The sequence below is a fragment of the Acerihabitans sp. genome, assembly GCF_036398755.1.
Taxonomy (GTDB): Bacteria; Pseudomonadota; Gammaproteobacteria; order Enterobacterales; family Enterobacteriaceae; genus Acerihabitans.
On sequence record NZ_DASWOM010000089.1, the window covers coordinates 1 to 24,360 of the forward strand.

A 24,360-nucleotide genomic window follows, 5' to 3' on the forward strand; every position below is an offset into this window, starting at 1 on the left:
CCCGACCGAGCGCCCCACGGCGCGCTATGCCCGCCAACGCTAAATTGAAAGCAGACGTGTTCAAGGGAGAGTGTGCCGATGGGGTGGATTCTGAAAGCGCGGTAAAACAATCTCTCCCTGCGCCCGCTCCTTGAGGAAGCATGCCCACTAGTGGTAAGGTTTAGCGTTTTCTTATTTTTTTACATTTGTTATTAGCAAGGGGATTTACGCAATGCGTATCATTCTGCTGGGCGCTCCGGGCGCTGGTAAGGGCACTCAAGCACAATTCATTATGGAAAAGTACGGTATTCCGCAGATTTCCACCGGCGACATGCTGCGCGCCGCGGTGAAAGCGCAATCCGAACTGGGTAAAAAAGCCAAGGCTATCATGGACGCCGGTAAACTGGTCACCGACGAACTGGTGATTGCGCTGGTCAAAGAACGCATCAAACAAGACGACTGCCGCAACGGCTTCCTGCTTGACGGCTTTCCGCGCACCATCCCGCAGGCGGACGCCATGAAGGATGCCGGCATCGACGTCGACTATGTACTGGAATTCGCGGTACCGGATGAGCTTATTATCGACCGCATCGTCGGCCGCCGTGTCCATGCTCCCTCAGGCCGCGTCTACCACGTCAAGTTCAATCCGCCGAAACACGAAGGCCGGGATGACGTCACCGGCGAGCCGCTGACCACCCGCAAGGACGACCAGGAAGACACCGTGCGCAAACGCCTGGTGGAATACCATCAGCAGACCGCGCCGCTGATTGGTTATTACCAGAAGGAAGCCGACGCCGGCCACACCCAATACCGCAAAATCGACGGCACCCAACAGGTCGCCGCCGTCAGCAAAGAACTGGCCGCGATCCTCGGTTGATTCACCCTATCATCCGCCAGGCGGCATCTGCCCCTGGCGTAGTTTTCCGCGCCATCAATCGCCGCGCCGCCTATCGTAATGATTTGTATCCCCCAGGCTGATAACGATTCTCCGCCAGCGCTTTTGCGCTACACTATCGAGGCGAAAACCGCCGGTTAATCCCTCTTAAATACAGGGAATTAGCCTATTGATTAAAAGGATGGGCAGGGAATGAGACAGGAAAAATATGGCGTGCTGATGGTAAACCTGGGCACGCCGGAGGCGCCGACATCCCAGGCCGTAAGACGTTACCTGGCCGAGTTTCTCAGCGACCGGCGCGTGGTGGACACCCCGCGCATTCTCTGGTGGCCCCTGCTGCGGGGCGTCATCCTGCCGCTGCGCTCACCCCGGGTGGCCAAGCTGTACAAAAGCATCTGGATGGAGCAAGGTTCGCCGCTGATGGTATTTTGCCGCCGCCAGCAGGCGGCGCTGGCCGCGGTATTGCCGGACGCGCAGGTGGAACTGGCCATGAGCTATGGCAAGCCTTCCCTGCCGGCGGCGCTTGAACGCCTGCTGGGCGCGGGTGTCACAAAACTGGTGATCCTGCCGCTCTATCCGCAGTACTCAAGCTCCACCAGCGCGTCCATCTGGGATGCGGTGGCACGCATCCTGGTCGGCTATCGGTCCTTGCCGTCCATCAGTTTTATCCGCGACTACGCCGCGCACCCGGCCTATATAGCGGCGCTGGCGCAAAGCGTCCGGCGCTCTTTTGCCGAACATGGCGAGCCGGATCGGCTGGTCATCTCGTTCCATGGCATCCCGCAGCGCTACGCCCGCGAGGGCGACGATTATCCGCTGCGCTGCGAGGATACCCGCCGCGCGCTGGTCGCCGCGCTCGATTATCCGCCGGAAAAAGTGATGATGACCTTCCAATCGCGTTTTGGCCGCGACCCCTGGCTGACGCCGGCGACGGACATGACGCTTAAAAGCCTGCCGGGGCAGGGCGTCAGGCATATCCAGGTGATATGCCCGGGTTTTTCCTCCGACTGCCTTGAGACGCTGGAAGAAATCAAGGAACAGAACCGCGAAATCTTTACCCACGCCGGCGGCGACGCCTTCCACTATATCCCGGCGCTGAATGACGACCCCGCCCATATCGATCTGTTCCGCCAACTGGTCAGCGAACAACTGGGCTAAAGGCTAGATAGGGATCTTGGCGGCGTCCAGCTGGAGCAGGGCAATCATGCTGGTGGCGATCTCCCGCTCGCCCATCACCACCTGGGTAGCGCCGCGTTCGGTAATGTACGCCACCTCGTCGTCATAATGCGCGCGCACGATAATGCGCAGATCCGGGCGTTTTTCCCGCGCCAGGGCGACGATTTCCCCGGCCTCGAACCCGTTGGGGATGGTCAGCAACAGCCAGCGGGCGCAGTCCAGGCGCGCAAGGGACAAGATTTCCGGCCTGGCTGCATTGCCCAGCACCACGTTTATTCCCTGGCCGCGCAGCGTATCCACCCGGGCCCGGTTATGTTCAATCACCACCATCGGCATGCCCGCTTCGACAAGTTTTGCCCCTATCAGGCTGCCGACCCGGCCGTAACCGACCAGCAGCGCGTGATGGCAAACCTCCATGGGCGGCTGGATTTCTTCTCCAGGCTGCCTGTCGGGGGCTTTTTCGTCCTCGCTGTCATGCCGCGCCAGGTAGCGCTCAAGCAAAGCAAACATCAGCGGGTTGATCATAATCGACAAAATCGCCCCGGCCAGCACCAGGTTCTGTCCCTGGGGCGACAACATGCCCAGGGTGATGCCCAACCCCGCGAGAATAAAAGCGAACTCGCCGATTTGCGCCAGGCTGACTGAAATGGTCAGGGCGGTACGGCTGGAGTGGCCGAAGATTTTCACCAGCGCAAAGGCCGCCGCCGATTTACCGACCAGGATAATGGCCAGGGTGACCAGCACCGCCAGCGGTTCGTGGATAATAATCAGCGGATCGAACAGCATGCCCACCGAGACAAAAAACAGCACGGCAAAGGCGTCGCGCAGCGGCAGCGTATCGTGGGCGGCGCGATGGCTCAGTTCCGATTCGTTTAATACCACGCCGGCAAAAAACGCGCCCAGGGCGAAAGAGACGCCGAACAGTTCTACCGCGCCAAAGGCGATGCCCAGCGCCATGGCCAGCACCGACAGGGTGAACAGCTCCCGTGACCCGGTGCTGGCGCTTTTAGCCAGCACCCAGGGCACCACCCGCCGCCCCACCACGATCATAAGCGTAATAAACGCCGCCACTTTGCCGAGGGTCAACGCGAGATCCAGCCACACCTGACGCATCGTCTCGCTTTCGCCGTCGAGCAGTTTGCCATAGGCCGGCAGCAGGACCAGCGTCAGCACCATCACCAGATCTTCGACTATCAGCCAGCCAATGGCGATTTGACCGCGCCGGCTATCGATAAGCTGCCGCTCCTCCAGCGCGCGCAGCAGCACCACGGTGCTGGCGGTGGAAAGGCACAGCCCGAACACCAGGCCATTGGCCAGGGTCCAGTGCATGACCATGGAAAAGGTGATGCCAAGCAGCGTCGCCACCGCAATCTGGGCGATGGCGCCGGGAATGGCGATCGACTTCACCGCCATCAGGTCCTTCAGGGAAAAATGCAGCCCCACGCCGAACATCAGCAAAATCACCCCCAGCTCGGCCAGCTCGGGCGCCAGCGACGTGTCGGCGACAAAACCGGGGGTATGCGGACCGACCAATACGCCGGCCACCAGGTAGCCGACCAGGGGGGAAATACGAAAGCGGTTAGCCAGGATGCCTAGCAGGAATGCCAGGACCAGGCCTCCGACGATGGTACTGATAAGGGGTGTGGCATGATGCATCCCAACTCCTTGAACAGGGGGTTAGAAACAAAGATTTACATATTGAGTTTATGGTATTCGCGGGGTCTTTGTGTAGGAGTTTATAACTAATCGCTAAATAAAAGGGTTTTGTGACAAAAAAAGGGTCAAGACGAGAGTTTTATCACTTTTTTAAGCCGGTTTGCTGCGGGACAAGGCTTGGGGTTTTACCCCCAAGCAGTTTTTTGGCAAACACAACCGTCTTTTAACTATTATCAGGCAGGAAAGCGGTAAGAATGCCTAATAAAGGCAGGAACGAGCAGATTTGGTACACATATTCGATGCCGGCGATGTCGGCGATATGGCCCAGCACCGCCGCGCCCAGCCCGCCCATGCCGAAGGCGAAGCCGAAAAACAGCCCGGACACCATGCCGATCCTGCCCGGCAGCAGTTCCTGGGCGTACACCAGTATGGCGGAAAAGGCGGAGGCGATAATGACGCCGATAAACAGGGTCAGCACGCTGGTCACCGCCAGCGAGGCATAGGGCAGCATCAGCGTAAACGGCGTGACGCCGAGAATCGAGCCCCAGATCACATATTTACGCCCGATGCGATCGCCCACCGGCCCGCCGATAACGGTGCCGACCGCCACCGCGAACAGAAACGCGAACAGGTGCATCTGCGCCGCCTGTATCGACAGGCCGAATTTATGTATCAGGTAAAAGGTGTAATAACTGCTGATACTGGTGAGATAAAAGTATTTGGAAAAGATCAGCACCAGCAGTACGGCGATGGCCCAGGCCACCCGACGGCCCGGCAGCGGGAAAGCGCCGGCGGTGTGGGCTCGCTTGGGCGCGGGAGCCTTGATGGCGCCGCGATACCAATTGCCCACCTGCAGCAGGATGATGGTGCCCAACAGCGACGCCAGCGCAAACCAGGCAAGGTGCCCTTTGCCATAGGGCGCGATAAACAACGCCGCCAGCAGCGGCCCGAGCGAAGCGCCGAAATTGCCCCCGACCTGGAACAACGACTGGGCCAGGCCGTGCCGGCCACCGGATGCCATGCGCGCCACCCTGGACGACTCAGGATGGAATACCGACGAGCCGGTGCCGACCAGCGCCGATGCAACCAACACCATGGGAAAGCTGGTTGCCGCCGCCATCATCAGGATGCCGCATAAGCTGAAACCCATGCCGATGGGCAGCGAGTAGGGCTGCGGATATTTATCGGTAAAGCCGCCAATCAGCGGTTGCAGCAGCGAGGCAATAATCTGGTAGGTAAGGGTAATCATCCCCACCTGGGTAAAACTGAGCGAAAACGATGCCTGCAGCAGCGGATAAATCGCCAGGATCAGCGATTGCACCATGTCGTTGAGCAGATGGGCGACGCTGATGGCGGCCAGGATCGGGAATAGCGTGCGCCGCCCGGCCACCATCGAGGAGTGCGGATCCGTGGCGCGCAACGTCATGAGAGGGTCGCCTTCTTATCCTGGCCGTCGCGTTTGGCGATATCGGCAAAGGTCGCCGACAGCAGCAGGCGCAAATCCGCCGGGCTGAGCTCAATATCCAGGCCGCGCTTGCCGCCTGAGACGAATATCGTGGCGAACGCCTGCGCCGGCGCGTCAATCACCGTCGGCAGGCGTTTTTTTTGCCCCAGCGGACTGATGCCGCCCACCAGGTAGCCGGTGGTTTTTTGCGCCAGCAGGGGATCGGCCATTTCGGCTTTTTTCGCGCCCAGCGCTTTGGCGACTTTTTTTAAATCCAGCTGCAACGCCACCGGCGTTACCGCGACAGCCAGCCGTTTGGCCTCGCCGTTCAGCGCCACCAGCAGGGTTTTATAGACCTGGGCGGCATCCAGGCCCAGCTTGCTGACCGCCTCATCGCCGAAATGGGTTTCATCATTATCATGCTGGTAAGGATGGAGGGTAAAGGCGATATGGTTTTTGTCCAGTAAATCAACCGCAGGCGTCATGACATCGTCCCGAAGACTATATAGATGCTTAATGAATAAATAATAATTCAGATTAGCGTAGTCGCGACGAGGGGTAAATGCCCCGCCGGCAAAAAAGGCTCAGCGCCGTAGCAGCGAGGGCAAACTCTCAGCGCCATACAGGTGCAGGGCGCCCACCGCCACGATATACCCGCCGGCGGGCAGGTCCTCCAGCAGCCCTTTCCAGCGCAGGTTGCGCTCGGTCATCAGGTAATGATACAGGTCGGCGCTGAAGGTGGCGGGAAATGACTTGTCAAGGTTGACCGGCCCGTTGTCGAGCCACCAGCCGATCATGGTTTGCAGCAGCCGCGCGTTGGTATGCCAATGGCGCAGGGTATCCTCAAGCAGGGCTTTGCCCTGATCCGGCAACTGCAACAGCAGGTCCAGCTGTTCCTCCGGCCCTTCCAGTTCTATCACCGGCTTGTCCATCTCCCTGGCCGCCTGGATCAGCTGATAATCGATGCCGTAAGCCGCGCGCAGCCCCAGCCGCTCGGCCTGCCGCGCCTGCAGCATCAGCGCGACCTGCCAGGCGGGTAACGCCGACAGCGCCTGCTCGTCCAGTTGGTATTCGGCGCACAAGCCGCTGAAAATGCGATAATGGTCGCAGGAAAGGCGATCTATAAGCGGGGTGTCCACCGGCGGCACCGAGGCCAACGGCGAACCGACGGTGATATCCGCTTCCACCACCAGCGCCGTGGCCTGGCGCAGGAGGGATAGCAGCCGCGCGGGCAGCGGCGACATATTCCTGGTGCCCATATGGATACTGCCCACCATATGCAGCCGGCGATGATCGGACAGGTTGACGTCCATGCCCGGCCAGGCGTACAGCGCCGGGGGAAGGAGACCCAGCAGGGCCGCCGCGCGCCGTAATAAGGTCCTCATTGCGTACCGCTCCGGTTGCGTGATAAGTCGTTAACGTTAACATCAACGCCAGTGTATGACGTTACGCTTTGGGCTTAAAGCGTATCAGGCGATTGGCGTTGCTGACCACGGTAATCGACGATAGGGCCATGGCGGCGCCTGCCACCACCGGACTGAGCAACGTGCCGGTAAAAGGATAGAGAACGCCGGCGGCGATGGGAATGCCCAGGGCGTTATAGATAAATGCGCCGAGCAGGTTTTGCTTCATATTGCGCAGCGTGGCGTTGGCTATCGCCAGGGCGTCGGCCACTCCGTGCAGGCTATGACGCATCAGGGTAATGGCGGCGGTTTCAATCGCCACGTCGCTGCCGCCGCCCATGGCGATGCCGACCTCCGCCTGCGCCAGCGCCGGCGCGTCATTGATGCCGTCGCCAATCATGGCCACCCGGTGGCCCTGGCGCTGCAGCGTTTTAATCGCCTGCGCCTTGCCGTCCGGCAAAACACCGGCGATGACCCGATCGATGCCGGCTTCCCTGGCCACCGCGCCGGCGGTGGCCGGATTATCGCCGGTCAGCATCACCAGGGAATAGCCCAGCGCGTGCAGACGGCGCAGCGCGGCCACGCTGTCGTCGCGCAACGGATCGCGCACGGCGAACAGCGCCGCCGCCTTGCCGTCCAGCGCCAGCAGTACCGGCGTGGCGCCCTGTTCCGACCAGAAGGCGATGCGCGCGGCAAAAGCGCTGGTGTCGATCCGCTGTTGTTCCAGCAGCGCGCTGTTGCCGAGCCACGCCTGTTTCCCGGCGACGACGCCGCTGACGCCCAGTCCGCGCAGGGTGCGAAAATCGCCGACCGCGCCCAGTTGCCGCGCTCCGGCATAATCCACCAGCGCATGGGCCAGGGGATGGCTGGAGCCTTGTTCCAGCGCGGCGGCGACCGCCGCGATGTCATCCAGGATAAAACCGGCCGCCGGCTCGACCGCCACCACCCTGGGCCGTCCTTCCGTCAGCGTGCCGGTTTTATCGAACACCAGGGTATCAAGCGTGGTGGCATGCTGTAGCGCGTCGGCGTCGCGCACCAGTACGCCGAACTCAGCGGCGCGTCCGATGCCGGCGATAATAGACATGGGCGTGGCCAGTCCCAGGGCGCAGGGGCAGGCGATTATCAGCACCGTGGTGGCGATAACCAGGGTATAAATCATCTGCGGCTGCGGACCGACCAGATACCATATTGCCGCGCTGATAACGGCAATCGCCACCACGGCGGGCACAAAGATGGCCGAGATGCGATCCGCCAGCTGTCCGATGGCCGGTTTGCTGCTCTGCGCCTGACGGACCAAACGGATAATGCGCGCCAGCGTGGTCTGGCTGCCGATGGCATCGGCCCGGAACAGCACGCCGCCGTCCTGCGCCACGGTGCCGGCATGGATTTTTTCGCCGGCGGATTTATGCCGCGCCGCCGGCTCGCCGGTCAGCATGGACTCATCCAGCCAGATCTCGCCCTGGACGATTTCGCCGTCCACCGGCACCCGATCGCCGGTGGTCAGTCTGAGCGTCATGCCAAGCCGTACCTCGGCCAGCGGCAGGGTATGTTCACCGTCGCCATCAACCACCCGGGCCATGGGCGGCGTCAAATCCAGCAGGCGTTCCAGCGCCTGGGACGAGCGCTGGCGCGCGCGCTGTTCCAGGGCGTGGCCCAGGTTAATCAGCCCGATTATCATCGCGCTGGCCTCGAAATAGAGGTGGCGCGCCATCATGGGGAATATATCCGGCCACAGCGCGACGCTGATGGAGTAGAGCCAGGCGGCGCCGGTGCCTAATGCCACCAGGGTATCCATGGTGGCGCCGCCGGCCCGCAGGCTCTTCCAGGCGTTGTGGTAAAAATGACCGCCGGCGATCACCATCACCGCAAGCGTAACAACACCGATTACCAGCCACAGCGGCCGGCTTTCCGGCGTCAGCGTCATGCTGCCGCCTAACAGTCCCCAGGCCATCAGCGGCACGCCCAGCGCCAGGGCCAGCGCCGATTGCCAACGGAAACGACGCGTCGCCTGGCGCGCCGTTTGCTGCTGGCGTTCCCGCCGCAGGGCGTCATCCTGGATTATTTCCGCGCCGTAGCCGGCGCGTTCCACGGCGGCAACCAACGCCGCATTGTCGGGCGCGCCCAGCACCAGGGCGCTGCGTTCCGCCAGGTTGACCCGCGCCTGTGCGACGCCCGGTACCTGTTGCAAGGCCCGTTCGACGCGCAGGACGCAGCTGGCGCAGCTCATGCCGTTGATCAGCAAATGCAGGCTGTCATCGGCATCGGTGCCCGTCGGGGGTATTGCCGGAATAACCGTCGCCGCTGCCAGAGAGTCCGGCGCTACAGTGTTGCCTGTCAGCGGCTCAGTTTTTGGGTGGGCAACGTCTCCGGCCAAAGCGGCATGATAGCCCGCCTGTTCCACCGCCCGGATAAGCTCCGGCGCCGTGGCGCCGCCGGTTATCGTGGCAGAATCAAGCGCTACCTGCGCGCTCTCCACGTCATCACGTGATTCCAGGGTTTCCCGTACCCGTTTAATACAGTGTTCGCAGGAGAGACCCTGCAGGGCGAGCACAATGGTCTGTGACATTGAAGACTCCTAGGTGAAAGTCGCGGCGGGCCGCCCGGTCGGTGAAAAGGCCACCATACTGATTGACTACCGCGTGGAAAAGTCGTTGTAATAGAGCTTAAACCTTACCGCAAGGGGAAGGTCAAGGGGGAAAAATGAATATCAGCGATGTAGCGAAAAAAACCGGTTTGACCAGTAAGGCGATTCGTTTTTATGAGGATAAGGCGTTGGTAACGCCGCCGGTGCGCCGGGATAACGGTTATCGCAGCTATAACGCGCGCCATGTGGAAGAATTGACGCTGCTGCGCCAGGCGCGACTGGTGGGATTTAACCTGGACGAGTGCCGCGAGCTGGTGGCATTGTTCAACGACCCCCTGCGCCACAGCGCCGATGTGAAGGCGCGCACCCTGCGCAAGGTTAAGGACATTGAACATCATATTGAAGAACTGAAAGCCATGCGCCTTCATCTTTTGGCCCTGGCGGAAAGCTGCCCCGGCGACGACAGCGCCGAGTGCCCGATTATCAATAACCTCTCAGGCTGCTGCGCCGGTACGCGTCAAGACTGATATGAGCGCCGCCGCGCGCCGGCAGGAGTTCCAGGCAGCCAATCGGCCCGCGCCGCTTCAGGCATTCTCATCGCGCGGGCGCACCCGCAGGGTAATGCCTTCCACCGCGATCACTTCCACCGTGGCGCCCATGGCCAAATCCGTATCGCAGCGCGCCCGCCAGGTACTGTCGCCGATGCGTACCCGCCCCACGCCGTTCACCAGAGGTTCGGAAAGGGTGGTTTTGACGCCGATAAGCTGGTCGCCACGGCGATTCAGCAGCGACGGCGGATAGGTTTTGCTGCGCGTGCGCAGCCAATACCACCACCCCAGCGCCGCGCAGATGGTGAGCAGCGCAAACACCACGCCCTGCCACTCCCAGCCCAGCGGCACCACCCACACTATCAGACCGACCAGCACGGCGGCGACGCCGCTCCATAACATGTATCCGCTGGCGCCGAGCATTTCCGCCGCCAGCAGCAGGCCGCCGAGCGAAATCCAAAACCAGTGCGGATGGTACACCAGCGCGGCCAGCATGATTATTTACCCCGGCCGGTTTTGCTCTCGCCGAGCAGCTCGGCGATGCCGCCGATGGCGCCCATCAGGTTGCTGGCCTCAAGCGGCATCATGATGACTTTGCTGTTGTTGGCGGAACCGATATGCTTCAGGGCATCGGTATATTTTTGCGCCACAAAGTAGTTAATGGCCTGGATGTTGCCGGCGGCGATGGCCTCCGACACCATTTTGGTGGCCCGCGCTTCCGCCTCGGCGGCGCGTTCGCGGGCTTCCGCCTGCAGGAATGCCGCCTGCCGTTCGCCTTCGGCGTTGAGGATTTGCGATTGCTTCTCACCCTCGGCGCGTAAAATGGCCGCCTGGCGCACGCCTTCCGCTTCCAGGATATTGGCGCGTTTGGTTCGTTCGGCCCTCATCTGGGCGTTCATCGCGGCGATCATTTCGACCGGCGGGCGCACGTCGCGGATTTCAATACGGGTCACCTTAATCCCCCAGGGACTGGTGGCCTCATCGACGATATGCAGCAGGCGGGTATTAATGCCGTCGCGCTGAGACAGCATTTCGTCCAGTTCCATGGAGCCGAGCACCGTACGGATGTTGGTCATGGTCAGGTTAAGTATGGCCTGCTCAAGGTTGCTGACCTCATAGGCGGCGCGCGCTGGGTCGACCACCTGGATAAAACATACGGCGTCGATGGTCACGTTGGCGTTATCTTTGGAAATGATCTCCTGCGACGGGATATCCAGCACCTGTTCCATCATGTTGATTTTGCGGCCCACCCGGTCCATAAAAGGCACCACCAGGTTCAACCCCGGTTTCAAGGTGAGGGTATAGCGGCCGAAACGCTCAACCGTCCATTGGTAACCCTGGGGAACAATTTTTATCCCCGCCCAGACAATGATCAGGGCCAGAACAATAATTATCGGAATTACCGTCATCATCGGTGAAATCTCCATGGTGAAATCTCCATTTCGTGAGAGAAAGAATTAACGCAATATAGCGCGGCCGGTGCGAAATCATCTTCACATCGCTTTTAACATGACGCAATCTTATCAACGCTATCCTGATAGTACGCTTTTGCCGGGGCAAAAACGCGCCGGGCGGGGGGAATCTGCGGCATGGCCTACATTTAATCTGCGCCGGACGGGAATAACGCCCGCCCGCGCAATCAACCCGCCGGGCGGCGTGCGCCGGCATCGGGCTTACGGGCGCTACCGGCCCGGTCTTGTCAGTAAAGCAGGGAATAAAGCTGGCGGCGGTATTTGGCGGCCAGCGCATCGCCGGTGCCGAGGGCGGCCATGATATCCATCAGCGTCTTGCGCGCGTCGCCGTTGGCGGCGGCGAGATCTTTACGCAAATGGCCTATCAGCAGCTCCAGCGCTTCTTCATTACGCCCGACCTGATGCAACTGCAGCGCCAACTGCACCGCCAGACCCGCGTCCGCCGGGGCGTTTTGCACCTGCTGTTGCAGCAACTGAATTTCCGGGGTATCCGCCGCCTGCTTCATCAGTTCGATTTGCGCCAACAGGCCCTGGTAACGGGTATCTTTGTCCTGCAGCGGGAAGACCGCCAACACCGCTTCGGCATCCTCGGTACGCTTGAGCTGGATATAGGTTTCCGCCAGCAGCAAACCCGCCTCGCTTGATTTTTCACTCAACTGCCAGGCTTCCTTAAGCAGCGGCAGCGCTTCGGCGTATTGTCCCTGCTGCATCAGATCGCCGGCTTCGGTCATTTTCAGCTGCGCCGGATCGGGCAGGGCGCGCAGCAGCAGTTCGCGAATCGCTTCTTCAGGCTGCGGTCCCTGAAAACCGTCCAGCGGCTGCCCGTCCTTGAACAGATAGAGCGTCGGGATGGCGCGCAGGCCAAATTGCGCGGCCAACGCCTGCTGGGCATCGCAATCCACCTTTGCCAGGACGAACTGGCCGGCGAACTCCTGCGCCAGTTTATCGATAACCGGGGTCATCGTCTGGCAATGCGGGCTGCGTTCCGACCAGAAATAGAACAGCACCGGCTGCGACATGGACAGTTCGAGCGTTTGCTGCAGGTTTGTTTCGTTGATATCAATGATGGTGGCTTGAGCTAACATGAAATTCTCTCTCCCGTTTTAGCGTTATATTGGGGCATTTTCCCCCGCCTCAATGGCCAGCGCGTAAAATCATATCCAGGCAACGGCCCGGCAGGCAACGGCGCAGCAGGGATAAACCGCTGGCCACCAGGGTCACCGGATAACGCAGGCGGGGACGTGGATGCTCCAAAGCATGGCGTAGTTTGGGCAGTATAGCCTCCGGCGGCAATGTAAATCGTGAGGCGATTCCGGGATTGGTCACCGGCTTATCCGCCTGCGACTGGTTTACATTGCGGGTAAACGCGGTGCTGAGCGGCCCCGGCTCAATCAGGCTGACGCACAGGCCGGTGCCGTGCAACTCCATGCGCAGCGTATCCGACCAGGCCTCCAGGGCATATTTACTGGCGGCGTAGGCGCCCCGTCCCGGCGTGCATACCAGCCCCATCACCGAGCTGGTCTGTATGATGCGCCCCTCGCCATGGGGGAGCATGGCCGGCAGCAGCCGTTGCGTCAACTGATGGGTGCCGAACAGGTTGCTGGCGAACTGCTGCTCCAGCTGGCGACGGGAAAGGCCGGCCAGGGGGCCGTAAACGCCAAATCCGGCATTATTGAATAACCCGTACAGGCGGTTGCCGCACAGCGACAGAATGCGCGCCGAAGCGTCATCGACGCTATGCTCGTCGTCAAGGTCAAGCGCCAGCGTTTCAAAGCCGGCGGCGGCAAGGCGGTCAACGTCCGCCGGCTTGCGGCAGGTCGCCAGCACCCGATAGCCGCGCCGGCGCAGATCCTGCGCCGCCACCCAGCCGATGCCGCTGGAACAGCCGGTGATAACGACGGTTTTTTGCATAACTTTACCCATTGGCCGCTCCGCCGGAGGCGGATTCATGTTTAAGTATGGGCAACAGCCTGGCCGACATCCATTCGGCGATAAAAGGCTGCGCGTCCGCGTTGGGGTGAATGGCGTCATCCTGCATCCATTGCGGTTTCAGGTACACCTGTTCCATAAAAAACGGTAATAACGGCACGTTATATTGCTGCGCCAGCGCCGGATAAATGGCGCTGAACGACTCGGTATAGCGCCGGCCGTAATTGGCGGGCAGCCGGATTTGCATCAGCAGGGGCTGCGCGCCCGCCGATTTAACCTGTGATATGGCTTTGGCGAGATCGCCGGCGATGGACGGCGGCGGGAAGCCGCGCAGGCCGTCGTTACCGCCCAGCTCAATCACCACCCAGCGCGGCTTGTGCAGCGAAAGCAGCCCCGGCAGGCGCGCCAGCCCCTGCGTTGCGGTGTCGCCGCTGATGCTGCCGTTGACGACGTTGATATTGTCCGCCTCCTTGCGCCAGCGATCGTTGAGCAGGGACGGCCAGGCCTGCGTCGCCTGCATCCGGTAGCCAGCGCTGAGACTATCGCCCAAAATCAATAAGGTGTCGGCGGCGTTTGCACGTACACTCAATAAAGCCATGAGTAAAAGGAAGAAAAAATGCCCGCGGAAAACGTTCTTGAAGTTCATCATCTTAATAAACACGTCGGTCAGGGGGAAAACCAGATCTCCATCCTTACCGGAGTTGAGCTGCTTGTCAAACCCGCCCAGACGATTGCCCTGGTGGGCGAGTCCGGATCCGGCAAATCGACCCTGCTCGGCATCCTGGCCGGCCTGGATGACGGCAGCGATGGCGAGGTGCTGTTATTGGGACAATCGCTGGCATCGCTCGACGAAGAGGCGCGCGCCCGCCTGCGTGCCAAAAGCATCGGTTTCGTTTTCCAGTCGTTTATGCTGGTGCCGACACTGACCGCGTTGGAGAACGTGCAGTTGCCCGCCCTGCTGCGTGGCGAAAACGAGCGCCAAAGCCGGCAGCAGGCGCTGGATCTGCTGGACAAGATCGGCCTGGCGCGGCGCCTGGGGCATCTGCCCGCCCAGCTCTCCGGCGGCGAGCAGCAGCGCGTGGCGCTGGCCCGCGCCTTCAGCGGCCGGCCGCAAATCCTGTTTGCCGATGAGCCGACGGGCAACCTGGATCGTAAAACCGGCGATCGCATTGCCGACCTGCTGTTTTCGCTTAACCGGGACAGCGCCACCACGCTTATTCTGGTCACCCACGACACGCAGCTGGCGGCGCGCTGTGAACGGCGCCTGCGTCTGCAGGACGGTCAACTGCTGGAGGTGGCATGATAGGTCGCTGGTTCTGGCGCGAATGGCGTTCGCCGTCGTTGCTGATTGTCTGGTTGGCCATGTCGTTATCCGTCGCCTGCGTCCTGGCGCTGGGCAATATCAGCGATCGTATGCAAAAGGGACTGGGCGAGCAAAGCCGCGAGTTCCTGGCCGCGGACCGGATATTGCGCGCGCCCGCACCGGTAAGCGACGGCTGGCTGCAACAGGCCGCGGCGGACGGCCTGACCCTGAGCCGGCAGATCCGCTTTATGACCATGACCTATGCCGGCGATAACGCGCAACTGGCCGATGTCACGGCCACCGACGCCCTATATCCGATGTACGGCCGGCTGGTCACCCAGCCGGACGGCCTGCGTGCGCAGCCAGGCACCGTACTGGTGGCGCCGCGGCTACTGGCGCTGCTGGGGCGGAAAGTCGGCGATCCGCTCGATGTGGGCGACACGACCCTGCGCATCGCCGGCGAGCTTCTCCAGCGGCCGGACAGCGGTTTTAATCCCTTCCAGACCGCGCCGGGCATCGTCATCAACCTGGCGGATGTGGCCGCCACCGGCGCGGTGCAGCCGGGCGGCAGGGTCACCTGGCGCTATCTGTTCGCCGGCAATCCGGATGCGCTTGAGCGTTTCGAGCGCTACCTGACGCCGCGGCTCGAGGCCTCGCAGCGCTGGTATGGCATGGATGATTCCAGCGGCGCGCTTAATTCCTCCATGGAGCGTTCGCGCTCCTTCCTGGCGCTATCGGCGCTGCTGACGCTGCTGCTATCGGTGGCGGCGGTGGCGGTGGCCATGGGCCATTACTGCCGCAGCCGCGGCGATCTGGTGGCGGTGCTGAAAACCCTGGGCGCGGGCAGGCGCGCGCTGATGAAACTGGTTATCGGCCAATGGCTGTCGCTGCTGGTGTTCGCCGGCGTGTGCGGCAGCCTGGCAGGTTTGCTGTTTGAAGCGGCCCTGATGCGGATGCTGGCGCCGGTCCTGCCCGCCGAACTGCCGTCCGCCGGCGGCTGGCCATGGGTATGGTCCCTGGGCGCGATGGTGGTGATTTCACTGCTGGTGGGGCTGCGTCCCTATCGCCAACTGCTGGCGACCCGTCCGCTGCGCGTGCTCAGGCGCGACGTCGGCCAAACCGTCTGGCCGCTGCGTATCTATCTGCCGGTAATGCTGATTATCGTACTGGTCCTGCTGCTGCTTATCGTCGGCGCCAACGGCTTGTTATGGTCGCTGGTGGGGGGCATGGGCGTACTGTCGGCGCTGCTGGCGGCGGTGGGATGGGGGGCGCTATGGCTGCTGCGTCGCCTGGTGGTCACGCGTCTGGCGTTGCGCCTGGCGCTGAACCGCCTGCTGCGCCAGCCCTGGATAACCCTCACCCAGTTGGCGGCGTTCTCGCTGTCGTTTATGCTGTTGGCGCTGCTGCTGGTGATGCGCGGGGATTTGCTCGATCGCTGGCGGCAGCAGTTGCCGCCGGAAAGCCCGAATTACTTTTTGCTGAACCTGACCGGCGATCAGGTGCCGTTGGTCAGGGATTTCCTGGGGCGCAACGGGGTAACGCCCGGCACCTTTTACCCGATTATCCGCGCCCGGCTGACGGAAATAAATCACCAAAAGGCCACTGACCTTATCCATGAGGACGAGGCCGGCGGACGGACGGTCAACCGCGAGCTTAACCTGACCTGGCTGGAACAAAAGCCCGACCACAATCTGCTGGTGGCGGGATCCTGGCCGCCAAAGGCCGGCGAAGTCTCGATGGAACAACAGGTGGCGGACCAGCTCAGGCTCAAGCTCGGCGACACGCTGACCTTTACCGGCGATACCCAGTCCTTCAGCGCCCGGGTAACCAGCCTGCGCAAAGTGGACTGGGAAAGCCTGCGGCCCAATTTTTTCTTTATCTTTCCACCGGGCGCCCTGGACGGCCAGCCACAAACGTGGCTGACCAGCTTTCGCTATCAGGGCGGCGCGACGTTCCCGGCGCAGTTAAACCGCCAGTTTCCCACCCTCAGCCTGCTGGACATCGGCGCCATCCTGGGACAAATCGGCCAGGTCCTGCAACAGGTCAGCCGGGCGCTGGAAGTCATGGTGATACTGGTATTGCTGTGCGGCGCACTGCTGCTGGCGGCGCAGGTGCAGGTCGGCATGCGCCAGCGCCAGCAGGAACTGGTGGTCTACCGTACCTTGGGCGCCGGTAAAAAGCTGCTGCGCGCCACGCTGTGGTATGAGTTTGCTTTATTGGGACTGGTTTCCGGCGTGGTGGCGGCGGCGGGCGCCGAGGTGGCGCTGGGTTTGCTGCAGCGCAGGGTATTCGATTTTCCCTGGGAACCGGACTATCGCTTGTGGTGGATGGTACCGGTGGGCGGCGCGCTATTGCTCAGCGCCTGCGGCACGGTGCTGGGACAGAGCCTGCTGGGGAAAAAGGGCGCGCACCGACAATATCAGGGTTAGTTTTTACAGGAAATGAACATTAACGCAACAATTGATATTCAACGGAGTGACAACCCGGTTGACAGTTACCGGCCGTCTACTGCACAGTAACGGCCTGGTAGACCATCATTCCGCAGACCCATTCTGCCCAACTGAAGCAGCTGAAAGCCCATGCCGGAAATAATTCTTTTCCGCGGATGCGACCCGAGGGTGCCGACGGTGAACGCAACGGTCCCGCACTCTTCAAGATAGTTGCAATCGCTATGATATAGAGGAGTTAACGTAATAAATGTCCACAACGTCGAAGATCGTCTATACGCTTACTGATGAAGCCCCGGCCCTGGCCACCTATTCCTTGCTGCCGATCATCAGGGCGTTTACCCAATCCCTGGGTATCGCCGTGGAAACGCGTGATATTTCGCTTGCCGGCCGCATCATCGCCAATTTCCCCGAATACCTTAACGAAAACCAAAAAATCGCCGATCACCTGGCCGAGCTTGGCCAGCTTGCCGTCACCCCCGAAGCCAATATTATAAAACTGCCCAATATCAGCGCTTCGCTGCCGCAGCTGAAAGCGGCCATCAAGGAACTGCAGCAGCAGGGTTACCCGGTCCCGGACTATGTGGACGAACCCGCCACGGATGCGCAAAAAGACGCCAATGCACGTTATGATAAAATCAAGGGCAGCGCGGTAAACCCGGTACTGCGCGAGGGTAACTCCGATCGCCGCGCGCCGTTGTCGGTAAAAAACTATGCCCGTAAGCATCCGCACCGCATGGGCGCCTGGTCCGCCGAGTCCAAGTCCCACGTCGCCCACATGAGCGACGGCGATTTTTATGGCAGCGAAAAATCCGCCCTGATCGCCGATAGCGGCAGCGTAAAAATCGAGCTGTTCGGCAAAGACGGCGCCGTCCAGGTACTGAAAGCCAAGACCGCCGTGGACGCCGGCGAAATTATCGATGCCTCGGTGATGAGCAAAAAGGCGTTGCGCCGCTTTATCGCCGAACAGCTTGAGGACGCCAAAAAACAGGGCGTGCTGCTGTCCGTGCATTTGAAAGCCACCATGATGAAGGTCTCCGACCCCGTCATCTTCGGCCAGTTTGTCGCCGAGTATTACCAGGATGTGCTGGAGCGTTACGCGGATGAACTCAAGCCGCTGGGCATCGATGTCAATAACGGCATCGGCGATCTGTACGCCAAGATCAAAGCGCTGCCCGCCGACCGCCAGCAGGAAATCGAACAGGCCATCCAGGCGCTGTACCAGGTACGTCCGCAATTGGCCATGGTCAATTCCGACAAAGGCATTACCAATCTGCACGTGCCGAGCGATGTGATTGTCGACGCCTCGATGCCGGCGATGATCCGCGATTCCGGTAAAATGTGGGGCGCCGACGGCAAGCTGCACGATACCAAGGCGGTGATACCCGACCGTTGCTACGCGGGCGTTTACCAGGTGGTGATCGACGATTGCAAACGCCACGGCGCCTACGATCCGACCACCATGGGCAGCGTGCCCAACGTGGGGTTGATGGCGCAAAAGGCCGAGGAGTACGGCTCTCACGATAAAACCTTCCAAATCAAGCACGATGGCGTGGTCAAGGTGACCGACGGGCAAGGCAAGGTACTGCTGGAACAGGCGGTTGAAGCCGGCGATATCTGGCGTATGTGCCAGGCCAAGGATCTGCCTATCCAGGATTGGGTAAAACTGGCGGTCAACCGCGCCCGTGAATCCCAAACCCCGGCCATATTCTGGCTCGATCCGGCCCGCGCCCATGACGCGCAAATGATCCGCAAGGTAGAGCGCTACCTCAAGGATCACGATCTCGGCGGCCTGGATATTCGCGTCATGTCGCCGGAAGACGCCACCCAGTTCTCCATCGACCGCATCCGCCAGGGCAAAGACACGATTTCGGTCACCGGCAACGTGCTGCGCGACTACCTGACCGATCTGTTCCCGATCATGGAACTGGGCACCAGCGCCAAGATGCTGTCCATCGTACCCCTGATGAGCGGCGGCGGCCTGTTTGAAACCGGCGCCGGCGGCTCGGCGCCAAAACATGTCCAGCAATTCCTGCAGGAAAACCATCTGCGCTGGGATTCGCTGGGCGAGTTCCTGGCCCTGGCGGCGTCCCTGGACCATGTAGGTAGTTCGCGTGCCAACGCCAAGGCGAAAATCCTGGCGAAAACGCTGGATCAGGCCAATGGTAAATTCCTGGATACCAATAAATCCCCGTCGCGCAAAACCGGCGAACTGGACAATCGCGGCAGTCATTTCTATCTGGCGCTGTATTGGGCGCAGGCGTTGGCGGGACAGGACGAGGACCCCGACCTGCGCGATCAGTTTGCTCCGCTGGCGCAAACCCTGGCCGAACAGGAAGACAAGATCGTCGCCGAGCTGAACCTTGTGCAGGGCAAGCCGGTGGATATCGGCGGGTATTATCACCCGTCGCCGGAGTTGGCCAGCCGGGCCATGTGCCCGAGCGCCACGCTTAATGGCGCGCTGAAAGACTTTATGGTCTGATGCGGTAAGCTTCGCTTGCCGAGCGTTCGGTTGCCATAGGTATTATCGGGCGCCGGCAAGCGCCAAGGGGGAAGCAGACGCGCTATCCCCCTTGGACCCCGCGCGATCTTTTAGCCCAATTGGGCCAGCGTTTGCCGCGCCCATGCCAATCCACTGTGATATTCCGCCGGCAGCAGGGGCGCAAGGCGCGCCAGCGCCTGGTTCAGCTCGGCGGCATCGGTATGGTTTAAGTTGAGGTGGCCGACCTTACGCCCCGGCCTCACCTCTTTTTCATACCAGTGCAGATGCACCAGCGGTTCGGCCAGCCAGGCGGCGCTGACGTCGGTACCGATAAGATTAACCATCACCGACGGCGTGGTGACAACGGGTTTTGGCATCGGCAGGTCGAGAATGGCGCGCAGGTGCAGTTCGAACTGGCTGATGGACGCGCCGTTTTGCGTCCAATGCCCACTGTTGTGTACCCGGGGCGCCAGCTCGTTAATCAGCAAATCGCCGCCAACGATAAAACATTCCATCGCCATCACGCCGACATACTTCAATTCATGCATAATTGCCGAAAGCATACTCTCCGCCCGGCGCTGCAACGCGTCGTCCGGCCCGGCCACCACCACGCTGGCGCGCAGGATACCGTCCTGGTGCAGGTTATGCGTCAACGGATAAAATACCATGGCGCCGTCATGCGCGCGCGCGCCGATAAGCGATACTTCGCCGGAAAAGGCGATACCTTGCTCAACGATACACTCGCCGTAGCACTCCTGGGGCAGCGTCGCTTCATCGCCGGGGACCAGGCGCCATTGGCCGCGCCCGTCATAGCCGCCCACCCGCCGCTTGACGATGGCCAGGTCGCCAAACGAGGCGAATATCTGCGGCCATTGCGCCGCCGCGGCCAGCGGTTCCCAGGGCGCGGTGGCCAGCCTCAGGCTGTCCAATAATTGTTTCTGCGTCAACCGGTCGGCAAGCCGCGGAAAAATATCGCGGTTAACAAAGGCATTATGTTGGGCCAGTTCACGGGTCAGGGGCGTTTGCGGCCAACGTTCGATCTCCGCGGTAATCACGCTTTGCGCAAACGGCACCGAGCCGGGATCGGCGTCAAGCCCCACCGGAAATACCGCAATGCCCAGCGGCTCGCCGGCCTGGCGCAGCATGCGCCCCAACTGTCCATTGCCCAGGATGCATACCGGTTTCATGCTTCCTCCCGCGGATCGGGATGCGCCAGCACCTCGTCGGTTTGCCCCTGACGCCAGGCCGCCAGCCGGGCGGATAAATCCTTATCGTGCAGCGCCAGGATCTGCGCCGCCAGCAGGGCGGCGTTCGCCGCGCCCGCCTTGCCGATCGCCAGCGTGCCCACCGGCACGCCGCGCGGCATCTGCACCATGGAATACAGGCTGTCGACACCGCTTAATGCCGCGCTCTGCACCGGCACGCCCAGCACCGGCACCAGCGTTTTCGCCGCCAACATGCCGGGCAGGTGAGCGGCGCCGCCGGCGCCGGCGATAATCACCTCCAACCCGGCGGCGGATGCCTGTTCGGCGAAGCTGAACAGTTTATCAGGGGTACGATGCGCCGAGACGATCTCCACATGGCAGGCAAGCTGCAGCGTGGCGAGGATGTCAGCGGCAAATTGCATTGTGGCCCAGTCGCTTTTGGACCCCATGACAATGGCGATTTTTGCCGGGGCAAGATTGGATTGCATGCGCGTGGTGCTCCTGTAAATGTTGCCGGCCACTCCCCGTAGCCTGCTGCGCGATGCCGCTGAGCGGAGGCTATCGGAAAGAAGAGGGCGTAGAGCATATCATGCGCGCCGGGAGAGGAAAACGGTTGCGTGCCCGCCGGCGCTATAAAATGCGCCGCTTAATCGAAGGGAAACTCAATCAGCTCGACGCTGGCCGCGGTGACCCGGATCATAGACCCCTGCCGGTGCCAGGCGCCCAGTACCGCGCGATGGGCGCGACCTTCCGCGGTCGGCACGGCATGGATCGCCGGCCGGTGGGTATGGCCGTGAATCATCCAGCGGGTGCCATGGCGCGCAAGCGCCGCAATTACCGCCTCTTGGCTGACATCCATTATCGTTTCGGACTTGGTGTTATTGGCGCGCTGGCTGCCGGCCCGCATCCGCGCGGCAATGCGCAGCCGCCATCTCAACGGCAGCGCCAGAAACAGGCGCCGCAGCCAGGGTTGATTGACCCGCCGGCGGTAACGTTGATAGGCCTTGTCATCGGTGCACAGCGTATCGCCGTGCAGCACCAGCAGCGACCGGCCATATAGGGTAAGCAGTTGCTCTTCCGGCAGTAGCGTCATGGCGCTTGCCGCGGCAAAATCCCGGCCCAACAGGAAATCCCGGTTGCCATGGATAAAAAAACAGGGCACCCCGTGGCGGGCCAGCGCGTTCAGCGCCGCGGCTATCTCGCCGTGCAGCGGGGAAGGGTCGTCGTCGCCAATCCAGGCCTCGAACAGATCGCCCAGGATATACAGCGCGTCGGCGTGAACCGCCTGCCGTTGTAAAAAATGCAGAAAACCGGCGGTAATCGCCGGTTCCTGAACGCTTAGATGAATATCCGCAACAAACAGGGTTGCCATGGCAACGTTTATTCGTCTACGGTCACGCCGGTGATGATCACATCTTCTTTCGGCACATCCTGATGCGGGCCGCTGTTGCCGGTCGCCACGTTTTTAATTTTATCGACCACGTCGAGACCGTCGGTCACTTCGGCGAAAACACAATATCCCCAGCCGTCGGCCCGTTCAGACCGGAAGTTCAGGAAATCGTTGTCCACCAGGTTGATAAAGAATTGCGCGGTGGCGGAATGGGGATCGTTGGTGCGCGCCATGGCCAGGGTGCCGCGGGTATTCTTCAGGCCGTTGTTGGCTTCGTTTTTCACCGTGGCGCGGGTTTTTTTCTGCGCCATGCCGGGTTCAAAACCACCGCCCTGGATCATGAAGCCATTAATCACGCGATGGAAAATGGTATTATCATAAAAGCCGTCACGGCAGTAGGTCAGGAAGTTCTCAACGGTAAGCGGAGCTTTGTCGGCGAAGGTTTTAATAACAATGTCGCCGTGATTGGTATGAAGAGTGACCATAAATAGTTGTCCTACGAGTCGGTAAAAGAGTTGCTCACACGAAGTGATCAAGCAGACTGAATTTATAACATAAGTCCGTCATGGAGTCAGCATTCACCGGAGCCGAATGGCTGTTTATGGTATTCGCCCGCGCCAGGCCGCGCTTTTTGCCGGAAATATCCCCCCCCGTTTTAAATCCGGTGTCCCCGGCCTTGCATTACCGACGCCTTCAGGGTTCAATACGCTGTTGGAAAATAACCTGTCTAAACTTGTCGGTATACACACGTACCCCGTTATCACCATGGAATGAATGTCGATGCTGAAGATTTATAATACCCTGACACGTCAAAAAGAGGATTTTCACCCCATCCATGCCGGTAAAGTCGGTATGTACGTGTGCGGCATCACTGTTTATGACCTCTGTCATATTGGCCACGGCCGGACGTTCGTCGCCTTCGACGTCGTGACCCGGTATCTGCGGTTTAAGGGCTACCAAGTTAAGTATGTGCGTAACATCACCGACATTGACGACAAGATCATCAAACGCGCGCATGCCAACGATGAAAGCATTGATAAGCTGACCGGCCGCATGATTGACGAAATGCATAAGGATTTCGACAGCCTGAATATCCTGCGCCCGGATGAAGAGCCGCGCGCCACCCGGCACATGGCCGATATCATCGAAATTGTGGCGGTTTTGCTGCAAAAAGGCCATGCCTACCAGGCGGCCAACGGCGACGTGATGTTCTCGGTGGAGTCCGATCCCACCTATGGCGTGTTGTCGCGCCAGGATCTCGACCAGCTGCAGGCCGGCGCCCGGGTGGATATCGACGATGTGAAACGCAATCCGATGGATTTCGTGTTGTGGAAAATGTCCAAAGAGGGCGAACCCAGCTGGCCGTCGCCCTGGGGCCTCGGACGTCCGGGCTGGCATGTGGAATGCTCGGCCATGAACTGCAAGCAGTTGGGTAATCATTTTGATATACACGGCGGCGGCTCGGATCTGATGTTTCCCCACCATGAAAATGAAATCGCCCAGTCGAGCTGCGCCCATGAGGGGCCTTATGTCAATTATTGGATGCATTCCGGCATGGTCATGGTCGATCGGGAAAAAATGTCCAAATCCCTGGATAACTTTTTTACCGTGCGCGACGTGCTGAAATATTATGACGCGGAAACAGTGCGCTATTTCCTGATGTCCGGCCATTACCGCAGCCAGCTGAATTACAGCGAAGATAACCTCAAACAGGCCAGGGCGTCCCTCGAGCGCCTTTACATCGCATTGCGCGGCACCGATGTGTCGGCCGTTCCCGCCGGCGGCGAGTTGTTTGTCGACCAGTTTACCGCCGCCATGGATGATGATTTTAATACGCCCGAAGCCTATTCGGCGCTGTTCGACATGGCGCGCGAAGTCAATCGCCTGAAAGTGGACAATCCGCCGGCCGCCATTGGGCTGGCGGCGGCGCTGCGCCGGTTGGCCAATGTGCTGGGCCTGCTGGAGCAGGACCCGGAACGGTTCCTGCAAAACGGCGCCCTGGTGGATAGCAGCGAAACCGAGCAGATTGAGGCGCTTATCAAGCAACGCAACGATGCGCGTAAAAATAAACAATGGCAATTGGCGGACGAAGCCCGCGCCAAACTGACCGAATTGGGCATCGTGTTGGAAGACGGCGCCGACGGCACCATCTGGCGTCGGGGTTAATTGCTTTTTTTAGCAGCGGCGCAAGCCGGGCCAGTCGGGGGATAACCCCGCAAAAAACAGGCAGGGCGCGGTTAATACCGCGCCCTGCCTCAGACTGCTGACAAAGTCCTGGCCCTTTGGCCAGGACTTTGATCTAATAGGGGTAGGCTAAAAAACGAGCTTATCCTGATGCTAAAAGAATCGTCCCCTCAGCAGTATCAACTCGAAATGGTCACCCTCGAAGAACTGGTGCCCAAAGACCATCTGGTGCGCAAAGTTGACGCCACGATTGATTTTGAATT

General features: G+C 60.8%; 21 protein-coding genes. 7 read left to right on the forward strand and 14 right to left on the reverse strand.

Translation table 11 applies throughout. From position 1 onward, the window contains the following. Nucleotides 1-211 precede the first annotated feature (211 nt). Nucleotides 212-856, forward strand: coding sequence for an adenylate kinase (gene adk, locus VGC33_RS14970; RefSeq protein ID WP_331121564.1), 645 nt, complete (start codon nucleotides 212-214; stop codon nucleotides 854-856). A gap of 210 nt (nucleotides 857-1,066) precedes the next feature. Beyond that, on the forward strand, nucleotides 1,067-2,032 hold the full coding sequence (hemH, locus tag VGC33_RS14975; protein ID WP_331121565.1) for a ferrochelatase: 966 nt from the start codon (nucleotides 1,067-1,069) through the stop codon (nucleotides 2,030-2,032). Between the two features lie 3 nt (nucleotides 2,033-2,035). Here the strand turns inward: hemH and ybaL are convergent, their stop codons facing one another. The 5 genes from ybaL to copA all read right to left on the reverse strand — a co-directional run bounded on the left by ybaL (nucleotide 2,036) and on the right by copA (nucleotide 9,119). Then, on the reverse strand, nucleotides 2,036-3,706 hold the full coding sequence (gene ybaL, locus VGC33_RS14980) for a YbaL family putative K(+) efflux transporter (RefSeq protein ID WP_331121566.1): 1,671 nt from the start codon (nucleotides 3,704-3,706) through the stop codon (nucleotides 2,036-2,038). A 223-nt stretch (nucleotides 3,707-3,929) separates the two neighbouring features. Continuing rightward, a complete protein-coding gene (locus tag VGC33_RS14985) occupies nucleotides 3,930-5,132 on the reverse strand; it encodes an MFS transporter (protein ID WP_414636938.1) in 1,203 nt (400 codons plus the stop codon). Further along, on the reverse strand, nucleotides 5,129-5,635 hold the full coding sequence (gene ybaK / locus VGC33_RS14990; protein WP_331121567.1) for a Cys-tRNA(Pro)/Cys-tRNA(Cys) deacylase YbaK: 507 nt from the start codon (nucleotides 5,633-5,635) through the stop codon (nucleotides 5,129-5,131). Before ybaK ends, VGC33_RS14985 begins: the two co-directional genes overlap by 4 nt. A 99-nt stretch (nucleotides 5,636-5,734) precedes the next feature. Beyond that, nucleotides 5,735-6,535 (reverse strand): TraB/GumN family protein, encoded by an 801-nt coding sequence (locus tag VGC33_RS14995; protein ID WP_331121568.1) that lies wholly within the window; start codon nucleotides 6,533-6,535, stop codon nucleotides 5,735-5,737. A 61-nt stretch (nucleotides 6,536-6,596) separates the two neighbouring features. Then, entirely contained in the window at nucleotides 6,597-9,119 is a 2,523-nt protein-coding gene (gene copA / locus VGC33_RS15000; protein ID WP_331121569.1) for a copper-exporting P-type ATPase CopA, read from the reverse strand. A gap of 134 nt (nucleotides 9,120-9,253) precedes the next feature. On the opposite strand from copA, the gene cueR reads away from it, so the two are divergent. Next, nucleotides 9,254-9,664, forward strand: a complete 411-nt coding sequence (gene cueR, locus VGC33_RS15005) for a Cu(I)-responsive transcriptional regulator (RefSeq protein WP_331121570.1) — start codon at nucleotides 9,254-9,256, stop codon at nucleotides 9,662-9,664. 57 nt (nucleotides 9,665-9,721) lie between these two features. Here cueR and VGC33_RS15010 read toward each other — a convergent pair whose 3' ends face one another. The 5 genes from VGC33_RS15010 to tesA all read right to left on the reverse strand — a co-directional run bounded on the left by VGC33_RS15010 (nucleotide 9,722) and on the right by tesA (nucleotide 13,735). Continuing rightward, nucleotides 9,722-10,180, reverse strand: coding sequence for an NfeD family protein (locus tag VGC33_RS15010; protein WP_414636939.1), 459 nt, complete (start codon nucleotides 10,178-10,180; stop codon nucleotides 9,722-9,724). 2 nt (nucleotides 10,181-10,182) lie between these two features. Beyond that, nucleotides 10,183-11,097 carry an SPFH domain-containing protein gene (locus tag VGC33_RS15015; RefSeq protein WP_331121571.1) on the reverse strand — a complete coding sequence of 305 codons (915 nt, stop codon included), beginning with the start codon at nucleotides 11,095-11,097 and terminating at the stop codon, nucleotides 10,183-10,185. A 287-nt stretch (nucleotides 11,098-11,384) separates the two neighbouring features. Continuing rightward, nucleotides 11,385-12,242, reverse strand: a complete 858-nt coding sequence (locus VGC33_RS15020; RefSeq protein ID WP_331121572.1) for a tetratricopeptide repeat protein — start codon at nucleotides 12,240-12,242, stop codon at nucleotides 11,385-11,387. Between the two features lie 49 nt (nucleotides 12,243-12,291). Then, entirely contained in the window at nucleotides 12,292-13,068 is a 777-nt protein-coding gene (locus VGC33_RS15025; RefSeq protein ID WP_331121584.1) for an SDR family oxidoreductase, read from the reverse strand. 4 nt (nucleotides 13,069-13,072) lie between these two features. After that, nucleotides 13,073-13,735 carry a multifunctional acyl-CoA thioesterase I/protease I/lysophospholipase L1 gene (gene tesA / locus VGC33_RS15030; protein WP_331121573.1) on the reverse strand — a complete coding sequence of 221 codons (663 nt, stop codon included), beginning with the start codon at nucleotides 13,733-13,735 and terminating at the stop codon, nucleotides 13,073-13,075. Here tesA and ybbA point away from each other — a divergent pair. The 3 genes from ybbA to VGC33_RS15045 all read left to right on the forward strand — a co-directional run bounded on the left by ybbA (nucleotide 13,703) and on the right by VGC33_RS15045 (nucleotide 19,318). Next, entirely contained in the window at nucleotides 13,703-14,389 is a 687-nt protein-coding gene (ybbA, locus tag VGC33_RS15035; RefSeq protein WP_331121574.1) for a putative ABC transporter ATP-binding protein YbbA, read from the forward strand. The genes tesA and ybbA overlap by 33 nt on opposite strands. After that, nucleotides 14,386-16,818 (forward strand): putative ABC transporter permease subunit YbbP, encoded by a 2,433-nt coding sequence (ybbP, locus tag VGC33_RS15040; protein ID WP_331121575.1) that lies wholly within the window; start codon nucleotides 14,386-14,388, stop codon nucleotides 16,816-16,818. The genes ybbA and ybbP overlap by 4 nt, the downstream gene beginning before the upstream one ends. Nucleotides 16,819-17,086: 268 nt before the next feature. Further along, nucleotides 17,087-19,318 carry an NADP-dependent isocitrate dehydrogenase gene (locus VGC33_RS15045; protein WP_331121576.1) on the forward strand — a complete coding sequence of 744 codons (2,232 nt, stop codon included), beginning with the start codon at nucleotides 17,087-17,089 and terminating at the stop codon, nucleotides 19,316-19,318. A 110-nt stretch (nucleotides 19,319-19,428) separates the two neighbouring features. Here the strand turns inward: VGC33_RS15045 and purK are convergent, their stop codons facing one another. The 4 genes from purK to ppiB all read right to left on the reverse strand — a co-directional run bounded on the left by purK (nucleotide 19,429) and on the right by ppiB (nucleotide 22,398). Continuing rightward, nucleotides 19,429-20,505, reverse strand: coding sequence for a 5-(carboxyamino)imidazole ribonucleotide synthase (gene purK / locus VGC33_RS15050; RefSeq protein WP_331121577.1), 1,077 nt, complete (start codon nucleotides 20,503-20,505; stop codon nucleotides 19,429-19,431). Further along, nucleotides 20,502-21,011 carry a 5-(carboxyamino)imidazole ribonucleotide mutase gene (gene purE, locus VGC33_RS15055; protein WP_331121578.1) on the reverse strand — a complete coding sequence of 170 codons (510 nt, stop codon included), beginning with the start codon at nucleotides 21,009-21,011 and terminating at the stop codon, nucleotides 20,502-20,504. Before purE ends, purK begins: the two co-directional genes overlap by 4 nt. A gap of 158 nt (nucleotides 21,012-21,169) precedes the next feature. Beyond that, the gene (locus VGC33_RS15060; RefSeq protein ID WP_331121579.1) at nucleotides 21,170-21,895 is read right to left on the reverse strand and encodes a UDP-2,3-diacylglucosamine diphosphatase; all 726 of its coding nucleotides are present in this window, start codon (nucleotides 21,893-21,895) and stop codon (nucleotides 21,170-21,172) included. 8 nt (nucleotides 21,896-21,903) lie between these two features. Next, on the reverse strand, nucleotides 21,904-22,398 hold the full coding sequence (gene ppiB, locus VGC33_RS15065; RefSeq protein ID WP_331121580.1) for a peptidylprolyl isomerase B: 495 nt from the start codon (nucleotides 22,396-22,398) through the stop codon (nucleotides 21,904-21,906). Between the two features lie 295 nt (nucleotides 22,399-22,693). Between ppiB and cysS the strand changes: the two genes are divergently transcribed. Further along, the gene (cysS, locus tag VGC33_RS15070) at nucleotides 22,694-24,079 is read left to right on the forward strand and encodes a cysteine--tRNA ligase (RefSeq protein ID WP_331121581.1); all 1,386 of its coding nucleotides are present in this window, start codon (nucleotides 22,694-22,696) and stop codon (nucleotides 24,077-24,079) included. Nucleotides 24,080-24,360: the final 281 nt, after the last annotated feature.

Coding starts and splice junctions, on each gene's coding strand:
- adk (WP_331121564.1), top strand. CDS start 212: ATGCGTATCATTCTGCTGGGCGCTCCGGGCGCTGGTAAGGGCACTCAA.
- hemH (WP_331121565.1), top strand. CDS start 1,067: ATGAGACAGGAAAAATATGGCGTGCTGATGGTAAACCTGGGCACGCCG.
- ybaL (WP_331121566.1), bottom strand. CDS start 3,706: ATGCATCATGCCACACCCCTTATCAGTACCATCGTCGGAGGCCTGGTC.
- VGC33_RS14985 (WP_414636938.1), bottom strand. CDS start 5,132: ATGACGTTGCGCGCCACGGATCCGCACTCCTCGATGGTGGCCGGGCGG.
- ybaK (WP_331121567.1), bottom strand. CDS start 5,635: ATGACGCCTGCGGTTGATTTACTGGACAAAAACCATATCGCCTTTACC.
- VGC33_RS14995 (WP_331121568.1), bottom strand. CDS start 6,535: ATGAGGACCTTATTACGGCGCGCGGCGGCCCTGCTGGGTCTCCTTCCC.
- copA (WP_331121569.1), bottom strand. CDS start 9,119: ATGTCACAGACCATTGTGCTCGCCCTGCAGGGTCTCTCCTGCGAACAC.
- cueR (WP_331121570.1), top strand. CDS start 9,254: ATGAATATCAGCGATGTAGCGAAAAAAACCGGTTTGACCAGTAAGGCG.
- VGC33_RS15010 (WP_414636939.1), bottom strand. CDS start 10,180: ATGCTGGCCGCGCTGGTGTACCATCCGCACTGGTTTTGGATTTCGCTC.
- VGC33_RS15015 (WP_331121571.1), bottom strand. CDS start 11,097: ATGATGACGGTAATTCCGATAATTATTGTTCTGGCCCTGATCATTGTC.
- VGC33_RS15020 (WP_331121572.1), bottom strand. CDS start 12,242: ATGTTAGCTCAAGCCACCATCATTGATATCAACGAAACAAACCTGCAG.
- VGC33_RS15025 (WP_331121584.1), bottom strand. CDS start 13,068: ATGCAAAAAACCGTCGTTATCACCGGCTGTTCCAGCGGCATCGGCTGG.
- ybbA (WP_331121574.1), top strand. CDS start 13,703: ATGCCCGCGGAAAACGTTCTTGAAGTTCATCATCTTAATAAACACGTC.
- tesA (WP_331121573.1), bottom strand. CDS start 13,735: ATGATGAACTTCAAGAACGTTTTCCGCGGGCATTTTTTCTTCCTTTTA.
- ybbP (WP_331121575.1), top strand. CDS start 14,386: ATGATAGGTCGCTGGTTCTGGCGCGAATGGCGTTCGCCGTCGTTGCTG.
- VGC33_RS15045 (WP_331121576.1), top strand. CDS start 17,087: ATGTCCACAACGTCGAAGATCGTCTATACGCTTACTGATGAAGCCCCG.
- purK (WP_331121577.1), bottom strand. CDS start 20,505: ATGAAACCGGTATGCATCCTGGGCAATGGACAGTTGGGGCGCATGCTG.
- purE (WP_331121578.1), bottom strand. CDS start 21,011: ATGCAATCCAATCTTGCCCCGGCAAAAATCGCCATTGTCATGGGGTCC.
- VGC33_RS15060 (WP_331121579.1), bottom strand. CDS start 21,895: ATGGCAACCCTGTTTGTTGCGGATATTCATCTAAGCGTTCAGGAACCG.
- ppiB (WP_331121580.1), bottom strand. CDS start 22,398: ATGGTCACTCTTCATACCAATCACGGCGACATTGTTATTAAAACCTTC.
- cysS (WP_331121581.1), top strand. CDS start 22,694: ATGCTGAAGATTTATAATACCCTGACACGTCAAAAAGAGGATTTTCAC.